This is a genomic window from Salinicola avicenniae, from assembly GCF_023736115.1.
GTDB classification, from domain to species: domain Bacteria; phylum Pseudomonadota; class Gammaproteobacteria; order Pseudomonadales; family Halomonadaceae; genus Salinicola; species Salinicola avicenniae.
Genome location: NZ_JAKQZC010000006.1, coordinates 18,636 through 40,008, shown reverse-complemented (window position 1 = coordinate 40,008; position 21,373 = coordinate 18,636). Strand labels below are relative to the sequence as shown.

Genomic DNA, 21,373 nt, shown 5'->3' with positions numbered 1-21,373 from the left:
TTCGAGGATAAGAACATGACCGATAACAGACTGTCAGCGGGCCAGCGCCTGGCGCGCCTGCTGACCCTTTCTCTGCTCCTGTGCCTGCTGTCGGCATGGGGCACCTCCGCCGTGGCCGCCGTCAGCGAGTCACAGGCGCGAACGCTGCTGGATGCGCTCGACACCGGCAACTTTCAGGCCAAGGGCGAGGCCGCGCAGGCCATTGCGGACAGCGACGCCGAGCAGAAGATGCGCTGGCTGCAGGCGCTGCTCGACGGCCGTCTGGGCAAGGAGCGCCGTGGCGATCGCTTCTACATCATCACCGATGACAGTGGCCGCGAATGGCCGATCATCGATGCCATCAGCTATGAGGATGCCGGTACCGGTACCCGGCGTACGGTCGATGCCTTTCGCATCAACAACGACCTGCGGACCCAGCTACAAGGCATCATGGCATCGCTGTCGCTCGCCAGTGGCGACGAGGCATCGCGCTTGCAGGCCGCCGACCGCCTGCTGGGCGAGGTGTCATCGGACAACGTCGAGACCGTGCGCCGGACACTCGCCGATGAAGAGAGCCCGGCCGTACGCGAACGCCTCGAGATGGCGCTTGCCCTCCATGCGGTGGCACAAGGGGATGCCGAGGCGCTGGAAACGCTGCGCGGCAATCTCGACACCCGCGTGCGCAACGCGCTGACGCCGATCGCCGCCGGTGACGACGCGCTGGCCGAACAGACGCGGGCGGTACTCGACGGCATCGAGAACAAGCGGGCCTGGTACAGCCGGGCCCAGACCCTCTTCTTTGGCCTTAGCGCCGGGTCGATTCTGGTGCTGGCGGCGATCGGGCTGGCGATTACCTTCGGGGTCATGGGCGTGATCAACATGGCGCACGGCGAGCTGATCATGATTGGCGCCTACACCACCTGGCTGATCCAGCAGGCGCTGCCGGGGCAGCCGGGGCTGGCGCTCGCGCTGGCGATTCCCGGTGGCTTTCTGGTCGCCGGCGCGTTCGGGGTGGTGATCGAGCGCACGGTCATCCGCTTTCTCAAGGGACGCCCGCTGGAGACACTGCTGGCGACCTTCGGCCTCAGCCTGATGCTGCAGCAGCTGGTGCGCACGGTCTTCTCGCCGCTCAACCGCCGGGTGAGTTCGCCGGACTGGCTGCAGGGCTCGTGGCAGATCAACGAAGCCCTGTCGTTGACGCTCAACCGCTTCGGCGTGCTGCTGTTCTGTCTCGCGGTTTTCGCGGCGTTGTGGGCACTGATGCGCTTCACAAGACTCGGGCTGGAGGTGCGCGCCGTGACCCAGAACCGGGCCATGGCACGGGCGATGGGCATCCGCGCGACGCGCGTCGACATGCTCACGTTCGGCCTGGGCGCGGGGGTCGCCGGTCTCGCGGGGGTGGCGCTCTCGCAGTTGACCAACGTCGGCCCTAACCTGGGGCAGGGCTATATCGTCGACTCCTTCCTGGTCGTGGTCTTCGGCGGCGTCGGCAATCTGTGGGGCACCCTGGTCGCCGGCATGTCGCTGGGTGTCATCAATCAGGTGCTGCAGCCGTGGGTCGGCGCCGTGCTGGCCAAGGTGTTCGTGCTGGTCGGCGTCATTCTGTTCATCCAGAAACGCCCGCAGGGCATCTTCGCACCGAAGGGGCGCACCTCATGACCGCGAGCGACAACCCTCAGGCCATCGACCGCTCCCGCCAGGCCTTCCTGTCACGCTCGACGCTATTGACCAGCGTCGTGCTGATTGTCGGCATGCTGGGCGTACTGGTGCTCAATGCGCTGCCGGATGGCAACCCGCTGCATGTCAGCAGCGCCACCGTGGCGCTGCTCGGCAAGTATTTTACCTACATGCTGCTGGCGCTGGCCGTGGATCTGATCTGGGGCTATCTCGGCATCCTCAGTCTCGGCCATGGCGCCTTCTTCGCCCTCGGCGGCTACGCCATGGGGCTCTATCTCAACGCGCAGACCTCGCCGTTGCCCGGCTGGCAGGCGGTGATGACCTACTTTCCGGTCGCCGCGCTGGCGATCGTGCTCGCGCCGGGGTTGCTGGCACTGGTCTTCGGCTGGCTGGCATTCCGGTCGCGCGTGACCGGGGTCTACTTCTCGATCATTACCCAGGCGCTGACCTTCGCGCTGATGCTGGTGTTCAACCGCAACGAAATGGGCATGGGCGGCAGCACCGGACTGACTCGCTTCTACGAGCTGCTGGGCTTCTCCCTGTCCAGCGAGGGCATGACGGTGGCGCTGTTCATCGCATCCGGCGTCGCCGTGCTGCTGGCCTTCTGGCTGTGCCGGGCGATCGTCGTCTCGAGGCTGGGACGCGTCAGCATGGCCACGCGAGATGCGGAGGCGCGAGTGCGTTTCATCGGCTACCGGGTGGATCATGTCAAGCTGGCCCTGTTCGTGGTGTCGGCGATGATCGCCGGGATCGCTGGGGCGCTCTATGTCCCGCAGGTGGGCATCATCAACCCGAGCACCTTTGCGCCACTGTTCTCGATCGAGGTGGTGGTCTGGGTCGCGCTGGGCGGACGCGCCACACTGTACGGTGCGCTGCTGGGCGCCCTGGTGGTCAATTATCTGAAAACCGTGCTGACCGGTGCGGTGCCGGATGCGTGGCTGTTCCTGCTGGGTGGATTGTTCGTGCTGGTCACGATGGCGCTGCCACAGGGAATTGCCGGGCTGCTGGCACGTCGGCGCGGCCGGCAGGAGGCAAGTGCATGAATCCGATCGCTTCCGGCCGCCTCGAGCGGCTGCGGGAATTCGCGCGTCCGGATCGCGTCTTTGACTTCATGGCTCCGGCGCAGTCGCCGGTGGACGTGAGCCACGGCCCGATCCTCTATCTGGAAGACGTCAGCGTCAGTTTCGACGGCTTTCAGGCGATCAACCGGCTCAACCTGACCATCGACGACGGCGAACTGCGCTGCATCATCGGTCCCAACGGGGCCGGCAAGACCACCATGATGGATATCATCACCGGCAAGACCCGGCCCGATACCGGACAGGTCTGGTTCGGCAGCCGCCATAATCTGCTGACGCTCGACGAACCGCAGATCGCCAACCTGGGGATCGGTCGCAAGTTCCAGAAGCCGACGGTCTTCGAGGCGCTGGACGTGACCGAGAATCTGGAGCTGGCCATGGCCGGCGATCGACGCATCTGGAAAACACTGTTGGCACGACTCGATCATGAAGGCCAGGCGCGCATCGACGAGGTGCTGGAGACGACCGGCCTGAGCGCGCAGCGCCATCGCCTTGCCGGCGTCCTCTCTCACGGTCAGAAGCAGTGGCTGGAGATCGGCATGCTGCTGATGCAGCGTCCACGTCTGCTGCTGGTGGATGAGCCGGTCGCGGGCATGACCGAGCCGGAGATGCATCGCACCGCGGATCTGTTGACGCGACTGGCGGGCCAGCAGTCGGTGGTGGTGGTCGAGCACGACATGGGCTTCGTGCGCTCGATCGCGCGCCAGGTGACGGTGCTGCATCAGGGCAGCGTACTGGCGGAAGGGACCATGGACGAGGTGGCCGGCGATCCGCGAGTGATCGAGGTCTATCTCGGTGGCGACGAGGAGGCAGCTTGATGCTGAGTGTCGACGGGCTGAACCAGTACTACGGCGAGAGCCATATTCTGCGCGACCTGTCGCTCGAGGTGCCGAGTGGCCGCTGCACCTGCGTCATGGGGCGGAACGGTGTCGGCAAGACCACGCTGCTGAAGACGATCATGGGCGAGGTCGGCGCGCGCAGCGGTAGTGTCCGGTTCGACGGCGAGGAGCTACTCAAGCGGCGCCCGGAGGCGCGTGCGGGTCTGGGTATCGGCTATGTGCCACAGGGACGCCAGATCTTCGCCACCCTGAGCGTGGAGGAGAACCTGCGCATCGGCCTGCCGGCCCGGCGCGATCGAGTGCGGCGCATTCCCGAGCGCATCTACGAACTGTTCCCGGTACTCAAGGAGATGCGTTATCGCCGCGGCGGTGATCTGTCCGGTGGACAGCAGCAGCAGCTGGCGATTGGTCGAGCCCTGGTGCTCGACCCGCGCCTGCTGATCCTCGATGAGCCGGGCGAGGGTATTCAGCCCAATATCGTGGCGCAGATCGGCGAGGTCATTCGCCGGCTCAATCAGGAAGATGGTTTGACCGTCCTGCTGGTCGAGCAGAAGCTACCCTTTGCGCGTAAATACGCCGACGGCTTCGCGATCATGGATCGCGGCCAGAAGGTGGCGAATGGGGACATTGCCGCCTTGAGCGACGACTTGATCAAGCGACACCTGACGGTATGACGGCAGACCCTTTACGTGATTGGCGGCCCGCCGAGGCCGATTCCGGCCACCGTTTCGATGCCGAGCGGCGCTGGGAAGCGGCGCTCTCGTTGCAGTTTGTGGCGCGGCCGGTAGGCGATGGCGAGGCGAGGCGCACGCGGCTGGCGCGCGCGCGCCACCGCGGGCCGCTGCGGGTGCAGCGGCCATTCTATCCGGAGCGGACCGAGGCCGGGAAAAGCGATCCCTGCCATGTCTATCTGTTGCATCCCCCGGGCGGTCTGGTCAGCGGCGATGCGCTGGAGATCGAGGTCGAGGTGGCCGCCGATGCGCACGCCGTGCTGACCACGCCGGCGGCAACCAAGCTTTATCGTGCCGACAGTCATGCCGTGGCCTGGCAGCAGACCAACCGGTTGCGAGTCGATGACGGCGGCCTGCTCGAGTGGCTGCCACAGGAGACCATCGCCTTCGACGGCTCGCGCGGGCTGCAGCGAACCGAAGTTGCCCTCGCCGGCGGGGCGCGCTGCCTGGGCTGGGAGGTGATGGCGCTGGGGCGCCCGGCGAGCGATCTACCGTTTGCCAGCGGGCGTATCGAACAGCGCTTCCAGCTCGTTCGCGACGGCCGGCCGCTGTGGATCGAACGCCAGCCGCTCGACCCTGCGCATCCGCGCTTCGTTGGGCGCTGGGGGCAGGGGGGCGCCACGGTCCAGGCAACGCTGTGGGCCGTCGGCCTGGAGAACCCGCGCGCGGCGGTCGAGGCCGTGCGGGCATCGCTGGCCGCGGATACCGGCTGGGCCGTGACCGAGCGCCATGGCGTTCTGCTGCTGCGCTACCTGGGCAGCTCGCGTAACGCGGCCTGGGCGCTCTGCCGTGCCGCCTGGCAGGTTCTCAGGCCGCTGCTGGCCGGGCGTGAGGCCTGCGATCCGCGAATCTGGAACACGTGATTCGAATGACGGTGCCACGCGGAGCCGATTCGCGCGGTGCGGTCGACAGACGACGATCAGGAACCCGATATGGAACTGACACCGAGAGACAAAGACAAGCTGCTGCTGTTCAGCGCCGCCCAGTTGGCCGAGCGCCGGCGTGCCCGCGGGCTCAAGCTCAACTATCCCGAGTCCATGGCGCTGATCAGCTTCGAGATTCTCGAGGGCGCGCGTGATGGCAGGAGCGTGGCCGACCTGATGAGCTACGGGCGCGAGATCCTGGGCCGTGACGACGTGATGGATGGGGTCGCCGAGATGATTCATGAAGTGCAGGTCGAGGCCACCTTTCCCGATGGGACGAAGCTCGTCACCGTTCACGACCCCATCGTCTGAAGCGGCTGCGCTCGCTCAGGCGCTGTTGGCGGCCGGGCCCTCTCTCATGGCGGGTCAGATCAGCGGCAAATGACAGCCGAAGCGCTGTCCATGCGACGAACAATCGACAACAAGGGAAAACCCATGATTCCCGGTGAAATGCAGATTCAGGATGGCGAGATCGAGCTCAATGCCGGTCGCGAGCCGATCACGCTCGAGGTCGGCAATACTGGTGATCGGCCTGTACAGGTCGGCTCGCACTATCACTTTGCCGAGACCAATCCGGCGCTGACTTTCGATCGCACGGCGGCGCGCGGCTATCGTCTCGATGTGCCGGCGGGCTCGGCAATTCGCTTCGAGCCGGGGCAGACCCGGGAAGTGACACTGGTCCCTTACGTCGGTGAGCGACGTATCTACGGCTTCCGGGGCGAGGTGATGGGGGCGTTGGACGACGTCGCCGACAGCAACGGGGGAGCGAACTGATGGTCAAGATCACCCGACAAGCCTACGCCGATATGTATGGCCCGACGGTAGGCGATCGCGTGCGCCTCGGCGATACCGAGCTGTGGCTCGAGGTCGAGCGCGACGCCACCGTCTACGGCGACGAGGTGAAATTCGGCGGTGGCAAGGTTATCCGCGATGGCATGGGCCAGAGTCAGCGGGTCGACGACGCGGTGATGGATACGGTCATCACCAACGCGCTGATTCTCGACTGGTGGGGCGTGGTCAAGGCCGATGTCGGCCTGCAGGGCGGGCGGATCGCGGCCATCGGCAAGGCGGGCAATCCGGACGTGCAGCCCGGTGTCGATATCGTCATCGGCCCGGGCACGGAGATCATCGCGGGCGAAGGCAAGATCCTCACCGCAGGCGGTATCGACGCGCACATTCATTTCATCTGCCCGCAGCAGGTCGAGGAAGCGCTGATGAGCGGCGTGACCACCATGCTCGGCGGTGGCACGGGGCCGGCAACCGGTACCAATGCCACCACCTGCACGCCGGGTGAGTGGCACATGGGCAAGATGCTGCAGGCGATCGATACGCTGCCGATGAACATCGGCCTGCTCGGCAAGGGCAATGCCAGCCTGCCCGAGGCGCTGGAAGCGCAGATCGTCGCCGGGGCAATCGGGCTCAAGCTGCATGAGGACTGGGGCACGACGCCGGCGTCGATCGACAACTGCCTGAGCGTGGCCGAGCGCTACGATATTCAGGTCGCGATCCATACCGATACGCTCAACGAATCCGGCTTCGTCGAGGACACGATCGCGGCGTTCAAGGCGCGCGGCATCCATACCTACCACACCGAGGGGGCGGGCGGCGGTCACGCGCCGGACATCATTACCGCCTGTTCCAAGGACTATGTGCTGCCGTCGTCGACCAACCCGACGCGCCCCTATACGGTCAACACCATCGACGAGCATCTCGACATGCTCATGGTGTGCCACCACCTCGACCCCAACATCCCCGAGGATGTGGCATTTGCCGATTCACGCATTCGCCGCGAGACCATCGCGGCCGAGGATATCCTGCATGACATGGGCGTGATCTCGATGATCTCGTCGGATTCCCAGGCGATGGGGCGGGTCGGTGAGGTGGTCTGTCGTACCTGGCAGACCGCGCACAAGATGAAGGTGCAGCGCGGTCTGCTGCCGGAGGACGAAGCGCTCGGTGCGGACAATTTCCGGGCACGCCGCTATATCGCCAAGTACACCATCAACCCGGCGTTGACCCATGGCATCGCACATGAGGTCGGTTCGGTCGAGGTCGGCAAACTGGCCGATCTGGTGCTGTGGGATCCGGCTTTCTTTGGGGTCAAGCCGGCGCTGATCGTCAAGGGCGGGATGATTGCGGCAGCGCCGATGGGCGATGCCAATGCGTCTATCCCGACCCCGCAGCCGGTCCACTATCGGCCGATGTTCGGCGCCTTCGGCAAGGCGGCGAGTGCGACGCGGCTCACCTTTGTCAGCCAGGCGGCGCTGGATGCCGGCGTCAAGTCGCGCCTCGGGCTGGATAGCCCGCTGTCGGCGGTGACGAACGTGCGCGGCGTGCGCAAGCGTGACATGAAGCTCAACGATGCCTGCCCGCATCTTGAGGTCGATCCGCAGACCTATGAAGTGCGCGCCGACGGCGAGTTACTGACCTGCGAGCCGGCAACCGAACTGCCGCTGGCCCAGCGCTATCATCTGTTCTGAGAGCGGTGGGCCACTTGTCGCCGGGCGCTTTTTCGGTCATCTGCAGCGCTCGGCCACTCCCACCACTTTTCCACTATCACTTTCCGAGGAAGGGGCGATGTTGAAATTCACTCAGCGTCTGGAGGCGACGTCCGACGCCGTGGCCAGTGACAGCGTGACGCTGCCATTCGAACTGCGCTGTCGAGGGCGGCTGAAGGCGACCAGCGATAGCGGTCGTGAGATTGGCCTGTTTCTCGACCGCGGGCCGGTACTGCGTGACGGCGCGCTGCTGCGTGCCGAGAGCGGCGAGATCGTCGAAGTCCTGGCGGCCGACGAGCCGGTCGTGACGGCTCGCGTTACCGCCGGCCTGGAGCTGGCGAGGCTCTGCTACCACCTTGGCAATCGCCACGTGCAGCTGGCGATCGGCTGTGATGGTGAGTCCGGGTGGGTGCGATTCCCGCCGGACCATGTGCTGGAAGCGTTGGCGGCCCGACTGGGCGCGTCGCTCGAGCACCATCAAGCGCCCTTCGATCCCGAGCCCGGTGCCTATGCCGAGGGGCATTCTCACGGCCATGCCCACGGGCATGATCATGGGCACAGTCATGAGCCCGGCCCCAGTCATGAACCCGGTCACAGTCATGAGCACGACCACGAACACGATCATGGCCACTCGGCTCGGATCCTGGAGTTTCGCGCCCATCGCGGGTCGTCGCACGATCATGATCATGAGCACTGAGCCGAGTCGCGCATGATGGTAGCCGATACGACGCGGGACCCGCTGGCACTGATGGGCCTGATGCAGTTGGTCAGCCCAGCGCTGCCGATCGGGGCGTTCGCCTGGTCGCAAGGACTGGAGAGCGCTTTCGAACTTGGCTGGGTCCACGACGAAGAGAGCCTGGGCGAGTGGCTTGCCGGTGTGCTGGAGGATGGATTAGTGCGCTGTGAGCTGCCACTGATCGCGCGTCAGCAGCAGGCCTGGGCCGACGATGATCGGCAGACGTTGAGCGTCTGGAACGACTGGTTGCAGGCCAACCGCGAGACCCACGAGCTGGCGGAGGAAGATCTGCGCCTGGGGCAGGCGCTGGTGCGCCTGCTGGGAGATCTGTCGTTGCTACCGGAACACGGCTGGCTGCCGCCGCGCCCGGCCTACGTCACGCTGTTTGCCTGGGTCGCCTATCGTCGGGGCATTGCGCCGGTGGACGCGCAGCTGGGGTTCGCCTGGGCCTGGCTCGAGAATCAGTTGGCGGCGGCATGCAAGGCACTGCCGCTGGGGCAGACCGCCGCGCAGCGGCTGATCGAGCGCCTGCGCCCGGCGTTGGTGAGCGCGGTGACACGAGCTAATACCCTCGGCGATGAGGACCTCGGGCCGGTGCTGCCCGGGCTGGCGCTAGCCAGTGCGCTGCACGAGACGCAGTACTCGCGCCTGTTTCGAAGCTGACACCCTGGCGCGCTGGCACGCGAGTCGGCGCCGCTGAGAGAAGAGAGAAGGAGAAAACCATGAAACATTGTCTACGCGTCGGGGTCGGTGGGCCGGTGGGCTCGGGCAAGACCGCGCTGCTGCGTCAGCTCTGCCTGGCATTACGGCAGCATTACGATATCGCCGTCGTCACCAACGATATCTATACCCGTGAGGACGCCGATTTTCTGCTGCGCCACGAGGCGCTGGAAGCCGAGCGCATCATCGGTGTCGAAACCGGTGGCTGTCCGCACACCGCCATCCGCGAAGACGCCTCGATGAACCTGGCGGCGATCGACGATCTGCACGCCCGTCATCCGGGCCTGGAGCTGGTGCTGGTGGAGTCAGGAGGCGATAACCTGGCGGCGACCTTCAGCCCGGAGCTCTCCGATCTGACGCTCTACGTCATCGACGTGTCGGCAGGTGACAAGATTCCGCGTAAGGGCGGGCCCGGCATTACCAAGTCGGATCTCCTGATCATCAACAAGATCGACATCGCCGAGCAGGTTCATGCCTCTCTCGAGGTGATGGAGCGTGATGCCAAGAGGATGCGTGGGGCGCGGCCTTTCGTATTCGCCAACCTGCATGATGGCATCGGCGTCGAGACGATTGTTCGCTTTATCCTCGATCAGGGCATGCTGCCGGAGCGCAGAGGGGAGGACCGCCGGGAGCTTCAGGATCAGGCGCTGTTGAGCGCTGATTGAGCCGGCTTCGGAGCATTTTTTTGACGATGGATCGCTTGGATAAGTGATCGTTTCTACCTGCAAGGAGATAGATATGTTGCATTCGCTTTTGACCTCGCGCCGACTTGCCGCGCTCTGCCTGCCACTGACGCTTCTGGTCGCGGGCGTGGCCTCGGCCCACCCAGGGGCGCTGCCGCACACGCACGGCGGCAGCTTTCTGGCAGGGTTGATGCACCCGCTGACCGGCCTGGACCATCTGCTGGCGATGCTGGCAATCGGTCTGTGGAGCTGCCGTCAGAGCGATGTGCTGCGCCGCGTGATGCCGTTGCTGATCGCGTTCGGCATGGTAGCGGGGGCCGGGCTTGCCTGGTTCGGCGTGCCGCTGATGGGAGTCGAGTTCGGTATCGCCTCCAGCGTGCTGCTGGCCGGCGTACTGCTGGCCACGTTGGCGAAGCTACCGACCGCTGTCGGTGGTGGATTTGTCTTCGCCTTCATTCTGCTGCATGGCCATGCGCATGGCAGCGAGTTGGCGCCCGGTGCCTCGGCGGCGCTGTATGCGATCGGTTTTGTGCTGGCGAGCGTTGGCATCACGCTGGTCGGTCGCTATGTCGGCGGTTGGCTGGCTCGCCGCGACAATCGCTGGCTGCGCGGCATCGGTGTGGCGATCGCCGCGGCCGGTGGTGCACTGCTGATGGGATAGTACTGCAACACGTTACGTTTGTAGTGCCGCGGGCCGCTACTTAGCGGCCCGCATCGTTTCCCTCGGTAGCGAGATCTCAGCGAGGATGACGCACGCGGCGATAGCCCGCGTTGATGAAGCAGTAACCGCCATAGGCGATCAGGCCGATGGCGACTGCGCCCAGCATGACGTCGCCGTAGGGTTGATGGGCGAGGAAGTTGAGCGCGGCGCCCAGCCCCTTGGCATCGTCCGGCGAGACCTCCCATGCTGCGATGCCGAATAGCATGCCGATGAGCATGAAGGTGACACCACGTGCGCCAAGACCCAGGCGTGCAATACCTTCGAGAAGCGGCAATGGCGGGTTGGGGCGGTCCTCCAGATGCCAGTTCTTGCGATAGGAGCGCCGCCAGGCTCGCCGTAGCTGATGAATCCCCACGGCGATAAACACCGCACCGGTCGCCAGTAGCAGCCAGCGTCCGCCGGGCAGCGAAAATAGCCGCTGTGCGCCTTGCTGATCGCCGCCTCCGCTCGAAAGGCTGTTGAACAGCAGCGTCGCGCACTGCCAGGCCAAGGCCGTGTAGAGGCTGCCGCTGACAGCGAATCCGATCCGCTGTAGAAGGCCTTTCCACTCGCGTCCCTTGCGCTCGGTATCCCAGATCGCCTGTGCCAGTCGCCAGAGTACGTAGGCCACGAGCCCAAGCCCGAGCAAAGCCAGCAAAAAGCCGCCGAACGGCCACAGGGCAATCTGACGAATGACGTCGCTGGTGCCGCTTTCACTGCCGCCAAACCCGGCGGCGGTCAGCAGCGCGAGCCAGCCGACCGTGATGTAAATGACGCCCTTGGCGATATAGCCGGCGGAGGCCGTATGACTAAGCCAGTTTCTCAGGCTGTGTGATGAGGTCATTAAAATCTCGTGTTGTCGTCGTCCTTGAGCCTAGACCTGAGCCTAGAAGAGAACGGCGCCGCTGACACCTGCGCCGATCCACGTTCTTGCCGCATTGCCGTTCAATCCTGTGTCCGCACTGTCATGTCAGCAAGGAAAAACAGCTTGGCGGGTGTGAATATTTTGTACGAAGCTTTGTTGTTTGTAATGTATTGATCTAACATCTGGGCAGTTCTTCTCCTGAAGGCTGCCGCAGGGACGTGACCAAGGGATGTGCGCTCGGCGTGGGTTAGCGGCATGGGCCAAGGAACGAGTTCAAGACTCAGGAGCCAGAGAAGAATGGGCGCGAACAGGCCGGTTTGATCGCATGAGCACCGTATTCGATACGTGGTTCCGCGAATGCGGCGTGAACAGTGTCAGAAAAACCGACGTCCTTCCGTCGGTTTTTCTCTTTAGGGTGCTTGAATCTGATCCCCCTCCTTTCCCGCCTCAGATGTTCTTCGTGTTTCATGAAACGCTTGACCCTCAGTCAACTCTTGTATAACTTTACGTCTGTCAGCTGGCCCACCGGCTTCAAGGAAGAAGCTAGGGGAGGGAATCCACTGTGCCTTAGTCGGCACGATGAGCGTGGGCCGGTTCGCAGCCAAGGAGGGCTGCTGGGTCTCGAAGCATCAGGATGATGTAGAAAGACTCGTGAAGCACAGCGCCGCGCGCCAGATCCCGTCAGGATGACGTCATGGATCGGACAGGATGTCCACGGCAGATGCGGAACCTAAAAAGGCGGGCCCAAGGGCCCGCCTTTCGTGTTTCTGACGCAGTCCCATGGCGTCGAGACGACACTCGATGAATCGCCTACGAAGCCAAGCCAGTACCCGCCGCGCGCCAGTCCAGCAGTACGTCATCGTGCCCGATATGGATCACGTTGAGCGTACCGCTCTCCCCCAGAATTTCCATCGTCAGGGACCAATCCATGGACGTTTCGCCGTCCACGCGCGAGACGACAATCTGGCGTTGGCAGTGACGTTCGGCCTGATGCATGCGGCGCTGGATGCGTCGCCCAATGCGTTCGCGAGCGGAAGGAAAAGGAAGGATCATTGCGTTACCCATGGATAACTGTCTATGCATACAGTATTTCACTCAATGGGCACCGGGCGCAATGCCCGCTACCGAGCTTTCGCCTCATGACTGACGCGCAAGGCGGAGCGCGATGACCTTCAAGGTCAGAACGGTCTCGGTATGCCTGGTTCCGAGGCTAGTTCATAAGGACGAGTATCATAGCAGGGCGATTTTACGCGGGACTTCTTCACGCGGGGCTGCGGGAGGGAAACCGTTGGCGTCGTTTAGTGGTGACAGCAAGGCGGTGTGTCTAGACCAGGAGCGCAACACGCTGTCTCGGTAGGGGCAGGGCTCTCGCCCATCCGAGGAGGATCGGGGCACGATGTTAAGGAATGCGCAAGGTAAAGCATGGTGCGGATGGGGAGACTCGAACTCCCACGCCTCTCGGCACTAGAACCTAAATCTAGCGTGTCTACCAATTCCACCACATCCGCAGGATGACGGGCCGGGCGTATTTTACGGACGCGGGCTTCGAAGTCAAACGCCGGATGGTTCGGTCATAAGACGTCGCTTGACACTGGAGGCTATCGTGCAGCGTTTGCGGGCGTCAGTTGGTCGCCGAGACGAGAACTGGCTTCAGTTTTCCGGCTGGGCTGCCGACAGAGGTTGATGAATGAGTCTACTGAAAATGGGGCCCACGGAAGAGAAAGGGGCCCACGAAAGAGGAGGCGTGGCCACGAGTACGAGATCCGGGAGACAGCGTTTTGACAGGGTGTCGGGCGCGGGGCTGCGTGGTTACGTGGCGCGCCTGGTCAATACGATCAACGCCCAGTTGCGACGCGCGTTGCCGGGCTACTGTGCGTTCTGTCTGGGACCCGTTCGCGGCGACCATCCCTGGTGCGAAGGGTGTCTGGTCGAGATGCCGTGGAACACCTCTGCCTGCTGGCGCTGTGCCGAGCCATTGCCGAGCGTGGCGGGGGGCGACAGGACGCTTTGCGGTCGCTGCCTGAAACGGCCGCCGGCGCAGGTGCGGAGCCTGGCGCCGTGGCGTTATGAGGGACGCATGGTGCGCCTGGTGCAGCGTTACAAGTTCGGTGCCGAGGCGTGGGCGGGCGAGGTGATGATTCAGCTGATGGTTGTCGCGTTGGCCAATGCTGCGCTGAGGGTGGATGCCGTGATTGGCGTGCCCGGTCATCGCGAGCGTACGCGGCAGCAGGGCTTCGACCACGTGGCCTGGTTGACGAGGCGCCTGGCCGGTCGCCTGGAGCTGCCGTTGATCGAGGCGCGACGGCGGCGGGAGACGCCCTCCCAGCGTGGTCTCGATCGACAGCATCGCCGGCGCAATCTACGGGGCGCCTTTGCGCTGTCCCAAGCGCTACCGAAGCGAGTGATGATCATCGATGACGTCATGACCACCGGCGCCACGCTCGATGCGCTGGCTCGCGCCTGTCTCGACGCTGGCGCCGAGGAGGTCGTGGCACTCGCCTTCGCACGGACGCCGCCGGGTGGAATCTGATAGCATGCGCGCAATGAAAGAGGCCTTCTGGCGAGGTAAGCATGAGCGCTGCATCCCCGCACCCCTTCGAGTCGCTGACGCCGCAGCTCGTGGTCGAAGCCGTCGAGTCTCTCGGCTTCTGGCTGCCGGGCGAGCCTTTCGCGCTCAACAGTTACGAAAACCGAGTCTATTCGCTGACCGATGAGGATCGCCGCCGCTGGGTGGTGAAGTTTTATCGGCCGGAGCGCTGGAGCGACGCGCAGATTCTGGAAGAACACGCGTTTCTCGGGGAGCTGACGGCTGCGTCGGTGGCCGTGGGTGCGCCCTGGGCAGATGCCGCGGGTACGACGTTGCATCACTATGAGGGCTTCCGCTTCACGCTGTTCGCGCATGTGGTGGGACAGGCTCCGGAGCTCGAGAACCCCGCTCATCTGTTCGCCCTCGGCGAATTGATCGGCCAGGTGCACGCCGTCGCGGTACGGCAGCCTTTTCTGCATCGTCCTCGCTTCGATATCGCCGCGCGGGTCGAGCAGTGTCGTGAACGCGTACTGCAGGCGCGCTGGCTGGATAAGCGCCAGCGCGAGAGCTATGCCAAGGTGACCCATGCCCTGCTGCCGCTACTCGAGGCGAACGCCTGGCCGGCGTCGGCGTTGCAGCGTGTTCACGGTGACTGCCATCTCGGCAATATGCTGGGAAGAGACGAGTCGTTCGCGCTGGTCGATTTCGACGACTGCGCCATGGCGCCGGCAATTCAAGATCTGTGGATGCTGCTGACCGCGCAGTCACCGGAAGAGTGGCAGATGCAGCTCTCCGAGGTGATCGAAGGCTACGAAACCTACTGCGAATTTGATCGTCGCCAGCTTGCCTGGATCGAGCCGCTGCGCACGCTACGATTGATGCGTCACAGTGCCTGGCTGACCGCGCGCTGGGAAGACCCGGCCTTTCCTCGCGCCTTCCCCTATGTCGCCGACTCGGCCTACTGGGATCAGCACATTCGCACGCTCGAGCAGCAGCGTGTGGCGCTCGACTCGCCCCGCTGGCTCGCTTGAAACGACGGTGATGTGGAAGCCGGCGATATGGTGTCAGGTCATCTTGTGGCGTAAGCAGGCGTCGTGAGGATCGACTGTCTCGGCGGCGTGAAAATTGCGTTCTGGCAACGAGCGTGTCGGCAAGAAGATAGAGGCTCTCGGCGAGTTTCGCTAGAATCGCCGCAATCCCGAAGGCGATGACCCCGTCCGGTTGCCGGGCGTCATCCACGATACCGATAGACAAGGCAGCAACATGACAGAGCAATTGGCAGGCCATTTCCGCGGCATCCTGGAAAAACTCGGCGAAGATCCCGAGCGCGAGGGCCTGCGCAATACCCCGATGCGCGCCGCCAAGGCGATGCAGTTTCTGACCCAGGGCTACCATCAGTCGCTGGAAACGCTGGTCAACGACGCGGTCTTCGCCTCCGACACCGACGAGATGGTACTGATCAAGGACATCGAGATGTACTCGATGTGCGAGCATCACGTCCTGCCGTTCATCGGCAAGTGCCATATTGCCTACCTGCCGCAGGGCAAGGTGCTTGGGCTCTCCAAGTTTGCGCGTATCGTCGATATGTACGCCCGTCGCTTGCAGATTCAGGAGAACCTGACGCGCGAGATTGCCGAAGCGGTCATGCAGGTGACCGAGGCGCGTGGCGTCGGCGTGGTGATCGAGGCTCAACACATGTGCATGATGATGCGTGGTGTCGAGAAGCAGAACTCCTGCATGAAAACCTCGGTCATGCTCGGCAGCTTCCGCAAGAATCAGACCACGCGTCAGGAGTTCCTGATGCTGGTCAACGGACGCTGACAGGTTGGCGGGTAACGCGATGATGACTGATCCGAAGGCGGCCTTGACCCTCGCTGGTGAGATAACCGGGGAGGTGACATGGATGGCCACCTGACGCGCTTCGACGACGAGACGCAGCAGGGCGAGATCGACAGTGAGGATGGCCAGCGCTACGCCTTCGATTTTTCGCAGTGGCGCGGGCGTGGCCTGCCTGGCGCGGGCATGCCTGTCCGATTCGAGGTGCGTGACGGCGCGGCGATTCGGGTTTTCAATCGTCCGGAAACCCAGCGTCGTGCCGTCAGTACGCGGGATGCTAAGGGCGAGACCGTTCGCAAGCAGCTCTCCCACTGGTCGCTGGCCGCCTTCGTGCTCTCCGTGGTCGGCTTCAGCGCCGGGCGCTTCGCGCCGGTGGTGGAAGTGCTGGCCTTGATTCTGGCGTGGGTGGGGCTGCGCCATATCCACCGCGAATCGCAGCGTATCAGTGGCTACTGGGTCAGCGGGCTGGCCATTGCCATCGCCGTTGGCGTCACGCTTTGGTCGCAGCTGCCCTGACACGTTACGGTGCGGGGTCTGGTCGCCGTTGCGCGACGGATTGCGACTGGCAAAGGCGCTCGCGACACGCCATCCTTGAGGGCAGAAGCGCAGCCGCTGCGGTCTTTGTCACGTCCAAACGTACCTCGTGAGTTCGAGCCGGCAATGGCCGAATCGAGACCGCTGCCCGCGTCGGTCGGTGCCGCGCCAGCGCACCGGCAAGTCCATCCAGGAAGGAGCGATTCATGCAATCCGTCAAAGAGAGCGCGCTGTTCCGGCCCTATGCCTATATCGATGGCAACTGGGTCGCCGCCGACAGCGGTGAACAGATCGACGTCGACAATCCCGCCACGGGAGAGATTCTCGGCCGTGTGCCGCGTCTCGGCCGCGTCGAGACCGAGCGTGCGATCGAGGCCGCCGAGGCGGCGTTGCCCGCCTGGCGCGAGCATACCGCGCTGGAGCGCGCGGATATCCTGATGAAGTGGTACGAGCTGATGCTCGAGCACAAGGATGAACTCGCCGCCATCATGACTGCCGAGCAGGGCAAGCCGCTCAAGGAAGCCGCCGGCGAGATCGTCTACGCCGCTAGCTTTATGCGCTGGTTCGCTGAAGAGGCTCGGCGCATCTACGGCGATACCATCCCGGCCGCCAGCAACCAGCAGCGTATCGTGGTGACCAAGCAGCCGGTCGGCGTGGTCGGCGCGATCACGCCCTGGAACTTTCCGTCATCGATGATCACGCGCAAGGCAGCGGCCGCGCTGGCGGCTGGCTGCACGATCGTGATCAAGCCGGCCAGCCAGACGCCGTTCTCGGCGACGGCGCTGGCGGCACTGGCCGAGCAGGCCGGCGTACCGCGTGGGGTGTTCAATGTGGTGCCAGGCAAGGCCAGCGAAATCGCCAAGGCGATGACCGAGTCGCCGGTCGTGCGTAAGGTCACTTTTACCGGTTCGACCGAGGTGGGTAGTTCACTGATGGCCGGCGCGGCCAAGCATATCCAGAAGATTTCCCTGGAGCTGGGCGGCAACGCGCCGTTTCTGGTCTTCGAGGATGCCGATCTCGATGCGGCAGTCGAAGGCGCCATTGCCTCCAAGTTCCGCAATGCCGGCCAGACCTGCGTCTGTACCAACCGTTTTCTGGTGCAGTCGAGTGTCATCAACGCCTTCAGCGAGAAGCTGGCCGCGGCCATGAACAGCGAGCTCAAGGTGGGCGACGGTTTCGAGGAGGGCGTCAACATCGGTCCGCTGATTGATGAAGATGCCGTGGCCAAGGTGACCGAGCATATCCAGGACGCCACCGATCAGGGCGCCGAACTGCTGCTGGGGGGGCACGAGCACTCGCGCGGCGGACGTTTCTTCTCGCCGACCTTGATCAGTCACGCCACGCCGTCGATGAAGGTTGCCAGCGAAGAGACCTTCGGTCCCCTGGCGGCGGTCTTCCCGTTCGAAACCGAAGAGGAAGCCGTGCGCCTGGCCAACGATACCCAGTTCGGGCTTGCCTCCTACTTCTACTCGAAGGATCTTGGGCGCGTCTGGCGCGTCGCGGAAGCGCTCGAGTACGGCATGGTCGGGATCAACACCGGCCTGATCTCGAATGCCAGCGCGCCGTTCGGCGGGGTCAAGGCCTCCGGTCTCGGGCGCGAAGGTTCCAAGTACGGTCTTGATGAGTACCTCGAGACGAAGTACCTCTGCATCGATCTAGGCCAGTAGTCACGCGCAAGCCGCCACCGAGCGGCCGGCCAAGCAAAACGCCAGCGACGGCCGTCGCTGGCGTTTTGGTTCGTTAGGGCTGCGGCCTGCATATCGCAACCCTGATGGCGATGCCCTCGGTGGCGTCGAGCTGGGTGTTATCGACTCCGAGGGCAGCGACTGGGTACCGGCAGTGGCTTGGTGTCGGAAGTGACTCAGTGCCGGAAGTGACGCATGCCGGTAAACACCATGGCGATGCCGGCCTCGTTGGCGGCGGCGATTACTTCTTCGTCACGCACCGAGCCCCCCGGCTGGATGACCGCCGTGATGCCGGCAGCCGCGGCGTTGTCCAGGCCGTCGCGGAAGGGGAAGAAAGCGTCCGAGGCCATCACCGAGCCGGCGACTTCGAGGCCTGCCTGTTCAGCCTTGATCGCGGCGATGCGGGCAGAGTTGACGCGGCTCATCTGGCCGGCGCCGATACCGACCGTCTGGCGGTTCCTGGCGTAGACAATGGCGTTGGACTTGACGAACTTGGCGACCTTCCAGGCGAAGATCAGATCGTGGAGTTCGCGCTCCGACGGCGCGCGCTGGGTCACGACCTTGAGATCGTCGGCCGTGATCATGCCGGTATCGCGACTCTGGACCAGCAGTCCGCCGTTGACGCGCTTGTAGTCCCAGCCTTCGCCGGTCTTGGCCGGCAGCTCGCCGCACTCGAGCAGGCGCACGTTGGTCTTGCTGGCGACAGCTTCGCGCGCGGCGTCGGAGATCGTCGGGGCGATGATCACCTCGACGAACTGACGTGCAACGATGGCTGCAGCGGTGTCGCCGTCGAGCTCGCGGTTGAAGGCGATGATGCCACCGAAGGCAGACTCGCTGTCGGTCTCGAAGGCCAGATCGTAGGCGCGGCGAATGCCGCCCTCGTCGTCGGGGACGACGGCCACTCCGCAGGGGTTGGCATGCTTGACGATCACGCAGGCCGGCTTGCTGTAGGACTTCACGCACTCCAGCGCGGCATCGGTGTCGGCCACGTTATTGTAGGAAAGCGCCTTGCCCTGGAGCTGTTTTGCGGTGGCGATGCTTGCTTCCGTGTCGCTCGACTCGGCGCCTGATTCGACGTAAAAAGCGGCTTTCTGGTGGGGGTTTTCGCCGTAGCGCATGCCCTGCTTCTTCTCGAATTGCAGCGACAGCGTACGCGGGAATTCCGGCTCGCCGTTGCCGACGCGTTGGCCGAAGTAGTTGGCGATGGCGGCGTCGTAGGCGGCCGTGTGTTCGAAAGCCTTGATCGCCAGATCGAAGCGCGTCTTGTGGCTGACACCGCCGTCGTGGCCAGCCATGTCCTTGAGCACGCGGGTATAGTCGCCGGCGCTGACCACGATGGTGGTGTGATCATGGTTCTTGGCGCAGGAGCGCACCATGGTCGGGCCGCCGATGTCGATGTTCTCGACTGCGTCTTCGAGGGTGCAGTCCGGTTTGGCCACCGTCTGCTCGAAGGGGTAGAGATTGACCACGACCATGTCGATGGGATCGATGCCGTGTTCCGCCATGACCGCATCGTCCTGACCGCGCCGCCCGAGGATGCCGCCATGGATCTTGGGATGCAGCGTTTTCACGCGTCCGTCCATGATCTCCGGAAAACCGGTGTGCGCCGAGACTTCGGTGACGGCGATCTCGTTTTCCTTGAGTAAGCGATAGGTGCCGCCGGTAGAGAGCAGTTCGACGCCACGCGCGGAGAGCTCACGCGCGAAATCGACGATGCCGGTCTTGTCCGAGACGCTCAGCAGGGCGCGACGGACGGGACGGGGGGCGGTAGATGCGGAATTTTGAGACATGCCAGTCCACTCTGTTCGATGAGTCCGACGGGCGTCGCCGAGGCGTCGCGCGTCGAGGTGGCGCTTCGCCTACGCGAAGCATAGGGAGAATCAGATCAGCTCGTACTGCTTGAGCTTCTTGCGTAGCGTGCCGCGGTTGAGGCCGAGCAGGTCGGCGGCGCGGGTCTGGTTGCCTTCGACGTGACGCATCACGACCTCCAGCAAGGGGGCTTCGACCTCAGCCAGCACCATGGGGTAGAGGTGGGAGACCGATTCGCCCTCGAGGTGCGCGAAATAGCGCTCCATCACGCGCTCGACGCACTCGCGGAGGGTGGTCTGGGGCAACGTCTCGGACATCTGTAGCGGATCTGCCTCGCGGGGCGCGTCGCTATCGAGGGCTAGTGGCTGCCGACTGTTCATGCTGCGTGGATTCCGTTATCGATCGCGGCGGCGTCACCGCGAAAGAGTTCATGGAGAAACTCGAATTGTTCGCTGGCCTGCTCGAGCCGGTTGAAGCGGGCGCGTCGCTCGCGGTTCGGATCATGCGCCGCGAGATACCACCCGACGTGCTTGCGGGCGACGCGGACGCCCAGATAGTCACCGTAATGCGCATGGAGCGCCGCCAGATGGCGGCGCATGGTCGCGACGATCTCTTCGGCGCTCGGTGGTGCATGCGCCTGGCCGGTGCGCAGGTAGTGCTCGATCTCGCGAAACAGCCACGGATTGCCCTGGGCGCCACGGCCGACCATCACCGCATCCGCGCCAGTGTATTGCAAAACGTCGGCGGCGCGCTGCGGCGTAGTGACGTCGCCATTGGCGAAGACCGGTATCGACACCTGCTGCTTCACCGCCGCAATGGTGTCGTATTCGGCGTGGCCCGTATATTTCTGCTCGCGGGTGCGACCATGGACCGCCAGCGCTGCGATGCCGGCGTCTTCTGCCAGCCGGGCAACGCGCTCTGCGTTGCGTGTTTCCTCGCACCAGCCGGTGCGGATCTTGAGCGTCACCGGGATCTCCACCGCCGCGACCACGGCCGTGAGAATGGCGGCCACCAGACGCTCATCGCGCAGCAGGGCGGAACCGGCGGCCTTGTTGCAGACTTTCTTCGCCGGGCAGCCCATGTTGATGTCGATAATCTCGGCCCCGGCCTGGGCGTTGAGCCGTGCGGCTTCAGCCAGCATGTCGGGGTCGCCGCCGGCAATCTGCACCGAGCGTGGTCCCGGTTCGCCGCGATGGATCAGACGCTGCTGCGACTTACGCGTGTGCCACAGACGGCTGTCCGAGGTGACCATCTCCGAGACCACCAGCCCGGCCCCGAGCTCTCGGCAGAGTTGACGAAAAGGACGATCCGTCACCCCCGCCATGGGGGCCAGAATGACCCGGTTGGGCAGGGTGAAGCTGCCGATACGGGGCAATGGGCGGTCGCTCTGCGATGATACGGGATCACGCATCGGTTCTGAGGCTCAGGCAAAACGGGGAAGCTATGATACCGGTCACCCCCGGTTTGTTGAAGCGCTGTTTGGCCACGCCAGACCTAAGCCGTAGTCGTTCCCCGACGACGCCAGTGTCGCCGGGGGTAGCGGAGGGGGTGA

The 21,373-nt window shown here is 64.3% G+C and carries 22 protein-coding genes and 1 tRNA gene; 17 read left to right on the top strand and 6 right to left on the bottom strand.

Translation table 11 applies throughout. The features are described 5' to 3' along the window. The first annotated feature begins 15 nt into the window (after nt 1-15). The 12 genes from urtB to MC381_RS14730 all read left to right on the top strand — a co-directional run bounded on the left by urtB (nt 16) and on the right by MC381_RS14730 (nt 10,526). Nucleotides 16-1,638, top strand: coding sequence for an urea ABC transporter permease subunit UrtB (gene urtB / locus MC381_RS14785; RefSeq protein WP_251978529.1), 1,623 nt, complete (start codon nt 16-18; stop codon nt 1,636-1,638). Then, on the top strand, nt 1,635-2,699 hold the full coding sequence (gene urtC / locus MC381_RS14780) for an urea ABC transporter permease subunit UrtC (RefSeq protein WP_251978528.1): 1,065 nt from the start codon (nt 1,635-1,637) through the stop codon (nt 2,697-2,699). Before urtB ends, urtC begins: the two co-directional genes overlap by 4 nt. Beyond that, a complete protein-coding gene (gene urtD / locus MC381_RS14775; RefSeq protein ID WP_251978527.1) occupies nt 2,696-3,553 on the top strand; it encodes an urea ABC transporter ATP-binding protein UrtD in 858 nt (285 codons plus the stop codon). Before urtC ends, urtD begins: the two co-directional genes overlap by 4 nt. Beyond that, nucleotides 3,553-4,248, top strand: a complete 696-nt coding sequence (gene urtE / locus MC381_RS14770) for an urea ABC transporter ATP-binding subunit UrtE (protein ID WP_251978526.1) — start codon at nt 3,553-3,555, stop codon at nt 4,246-4,248. The genes urtD and urtE overlap by 1 nt, the downstream gene beginning before the upstream one ends. Further along, nucleotides 4,245-5,168, top strand: a complete 924-nt coding sequence (locus tag MC381_RS14765; protein ID WP_251978525.1) for an urease accessory protein UreD — start codon at nt 4,245-4,247, stop codon at nt 5,166-5,168. The genes urtE and MC381_RS14765 overlap by 4 nt, the downstream gene beginning before the upstream one ends. A 69-nt stretch (nt 5,169-5,237) precedes the next feature. Further along, nucleotides 5,238-5,540, top strand: a complete 303-nt coding sequence (locus MC381_RS14760; protein ID WP_251978524.1) for an urease subunit gamma — start codon at nt 5,238-5,240, stop codon at nt 5,538-5,540. A gap of 123 nt (nt 5,541-5,663) precedes the next feature. Further along, on the top strand, nt 5,664-6,002 hold the full coding sequence (locus MC381_RS14755; protein ID WP_251978523.1) for an urease subunit beta: 339 nt from the start codon (nt 5,664-5,666) through the stop codon (nt 6,000-6,002). Further along, on the top strand, nt 6,002-7,708 hold the full coding sequence (gene ureC, locus MC381_RS14750) for an urease subunit alpha (RefSeq protein WP_251978522.1): 1,707 nt from the start codon (nt 6,002-6,004) through the stop codon (nt 7,706-7,708). Before MC381_RS14755 ends, ureC begins: the two co-directional genes overlap by 1 nt. A 97-nt stretch (nt 7,709-7,805) precedes the next feature. After that, nucleotides 7,806-8,423: an urease accessory protein UreE gene (gene ureE / locus MC381_RS14745; protein WP_251978521.1), complete on the top strand. Its 618-nt coding sequence runs from the start codon at nt 7,806-7,808 to the stop codon at nt 8,421-8,423. Nucleotides 8,424-8,435: 12 nt separating this feature from the next. Further along, complete coding sequence (locus tag MC381_RS14740) at nt 8,436-9,125, top strand: urease accessory protein UreF (protein WP_251978520.1); 690 nt, start codon at nt 8,436-8,438, stop codon at nt 9,123-9,125. 59 nt (nt 9,126-9,184) lie between these two features. Beyond that, the gene (ureG, locus tag MC381_RS14735) at nt 9,185-9,847 is read left to right on the top strand and encodes an urease accessory protein UreG (protein ID WP_251978519.1); all 663 of its coding nucleotides are present in this window, start codon (nt 9,185-9,187) and stop codon (nt 9,845-9,847) included. Nucleotides 9,848-9,920: 73 nt separating this feature from the next. Continuing rightward, nucleotides 9,921-10,526 (top strand): HupE/UreJ family protein, encoded by a 606-nt coding sequence (locus tag MC381_RS14730; protein ID WP_251978518.1) that lies wholly within the window; start codon nt 9,921-9,923, stop codon nt 10,524-10,526. A gap of 76 nt (nt 10,527-10,602) precedes the next feature. Here MC381_RS14730 and MC381_RS14725 read toward each other — a convergent pair whose 3' ends face one another. The 3 genes from MC381_RS14725 to MC381_RS14715 all read right to left on the bottom strand — a co-directional run bounded on the left by MC381_RS14725 (nt 10,603) and on the right by MC381_RS14715 (nt 12,938). Then, nucleotides 10,603-11,409, bottom strand: coding sequence for a DUF1206 domain-containing protein (locus tag MC381_RS14725; protein ID WP_251978517.1), 807 nt, complete (start codon nt 11,407-11,409; stop codon nt 10,603-10,605). Between the two features lie 831 nt (nt 11,410-12,240). Continuing rightward, nucleotides 12,241-12,483, bottom strand: coding sequence for a DUF1654 domain-containing protein (locus tag MC381_RS14720; protein WP_264297445.1), 243 nt, complete (start codon nt 12,481-12,483; stop codon nt 12,241-12,243). A 370-nt stretch (nt 12,484-12,853) separates the two neighbouring features. Next, nucleotides 12,854-12,938 (bottom strand) — tRNA-Leu (locus MC381_RS14715). A gap of 305 nt (nt 12,939-13,243) precedes the next feature. Here MC381_RS14715 and MC381_RS14710 point away from each other — a divergent pair. The 5 genes from MC381_RS14710 to MC381_RS14690 all read left to right on the top strand — a co-directional run bounded on the left by MC381_RS14710 (nt 13,244) and on the right by MC381_RS14690 (nt 17,994). Further along, nucleotides 13,244-13,960, top strand: coding sequence for a ComFC family protein (locus MC381_RS14710; protein WP_251978516.1), 717 nt, complete (start codon nt 13,244-13,246; stop codon nt 13,958-13,960). Between the two features lie 41 nt (nt 13,961-14,001). Then, complete coding sequence (locus MC381_RS14705) at nt 14,002-14,988, top strand: serine/threonine protein kinase (protein ID WP_251978515.1); 987 nt, start codon at nt 14,002-14,004, stop codon at nt 14,986-14,988. 232 nt (nt 14,989-15,220) lie between these two features. Continuing rightward, nucleotides 15,221-15,778, top strand: a complete 558-nt coding sequence (folE, locus tag MC381_RS14700; RefSeq protein WP_251978514.1) for a GTP cyclohydrolase I FolE — start codon at nt 15,221-15,223, stop codon at nt 15,776-15,778. A 78-nt stretch (nt 15,779-15,856) separates the two neighbouring features. Next, nucleotides 15,857-16,309 carry a hypothetical protein gene (locus MC381_RS14695; protein WP_251978513.1) on the top strand — a complete coding sequence of 151 codons (453 nt, stop codon included), beginning with the start codon at nt 15,857-15,859 and terminating at the stop codon, nt 16,307-16,309. 224 nt (nt 16,310-16,533) lie between these two features. After that, nucleotides 16,534-17,994 carry an NAD-dependent succinate-semialdehyde dehydrogenase gene (locus MC381_RS14690; RefSeq protein WP_251978512.1) on the top strand — a complete coding sequence of 487 codons (1,461 nt, stop codon included), beginning with the start codon at nt 16,534-16,536 and terminating at the stop codon, nt 17,992-17,994. A 194-nt stretch (nt 17,995-18,188) separates the two neighbouring features. Here the strand turns inward: MC381_RS14690 and purH are convergent, their stop codons facing one another. The 3 genes from purH to dusB all read right to left on the bottom strand — a co-directional run bounded on the left by purH (nt 18,189) and on the right by dusB (nt 21,232). Next, nucleotides 18,189-19,802 carry a bifunctional phosphoribosylaminoimidazolecarboxamide formyltransferase/IMP cyclohydrolase gene (gene purH / locus MC381_RS14685; RefSeq protein ID WP_251978511.1) on the bottom strand — a complete coding sequence of 538 codons (1,614 nt, stop codon included), beginning with the start codon at nt 19,800-19,802 and terminating at the stop codon, nt 18,189-18,191. A gap of 90 nt (nt 19,803-19,892) precedes the next feature. Continuing rightward, nucleotides 19,893-20,201 carry a DNA-binding transcriptional regulator Fis gene (gene fis / locus MC381_RS14680; protein WP_374708182.1) on the bottom strand — a complete coding sequence of 103 codons (309 nt, stop codon included), beginning with the start codon at nt 20,199-20,201 and terminating at the stop codon, nt 19,893-19,895. Then, nucleotides 20,198-21,232 carry a tRNA dihydrouridine synthase DusB gene (gene dusB, locus MC381_RS14675; protein ID WP_251978510.1) on the bottom strand — a complete coding sequence of 345 codons (1,035 nt, stop codon included), beginning with the start codon at nt 21,230-21,232 and terminating at the stop codon, nt 20,198-20,200. The genes fis and dusB overlap by 4 nt, the downstream gene beginning before the upstream one ends. Between the last annotated feature and the right edge of the window lie 141 nt (nt 21,233-21,373).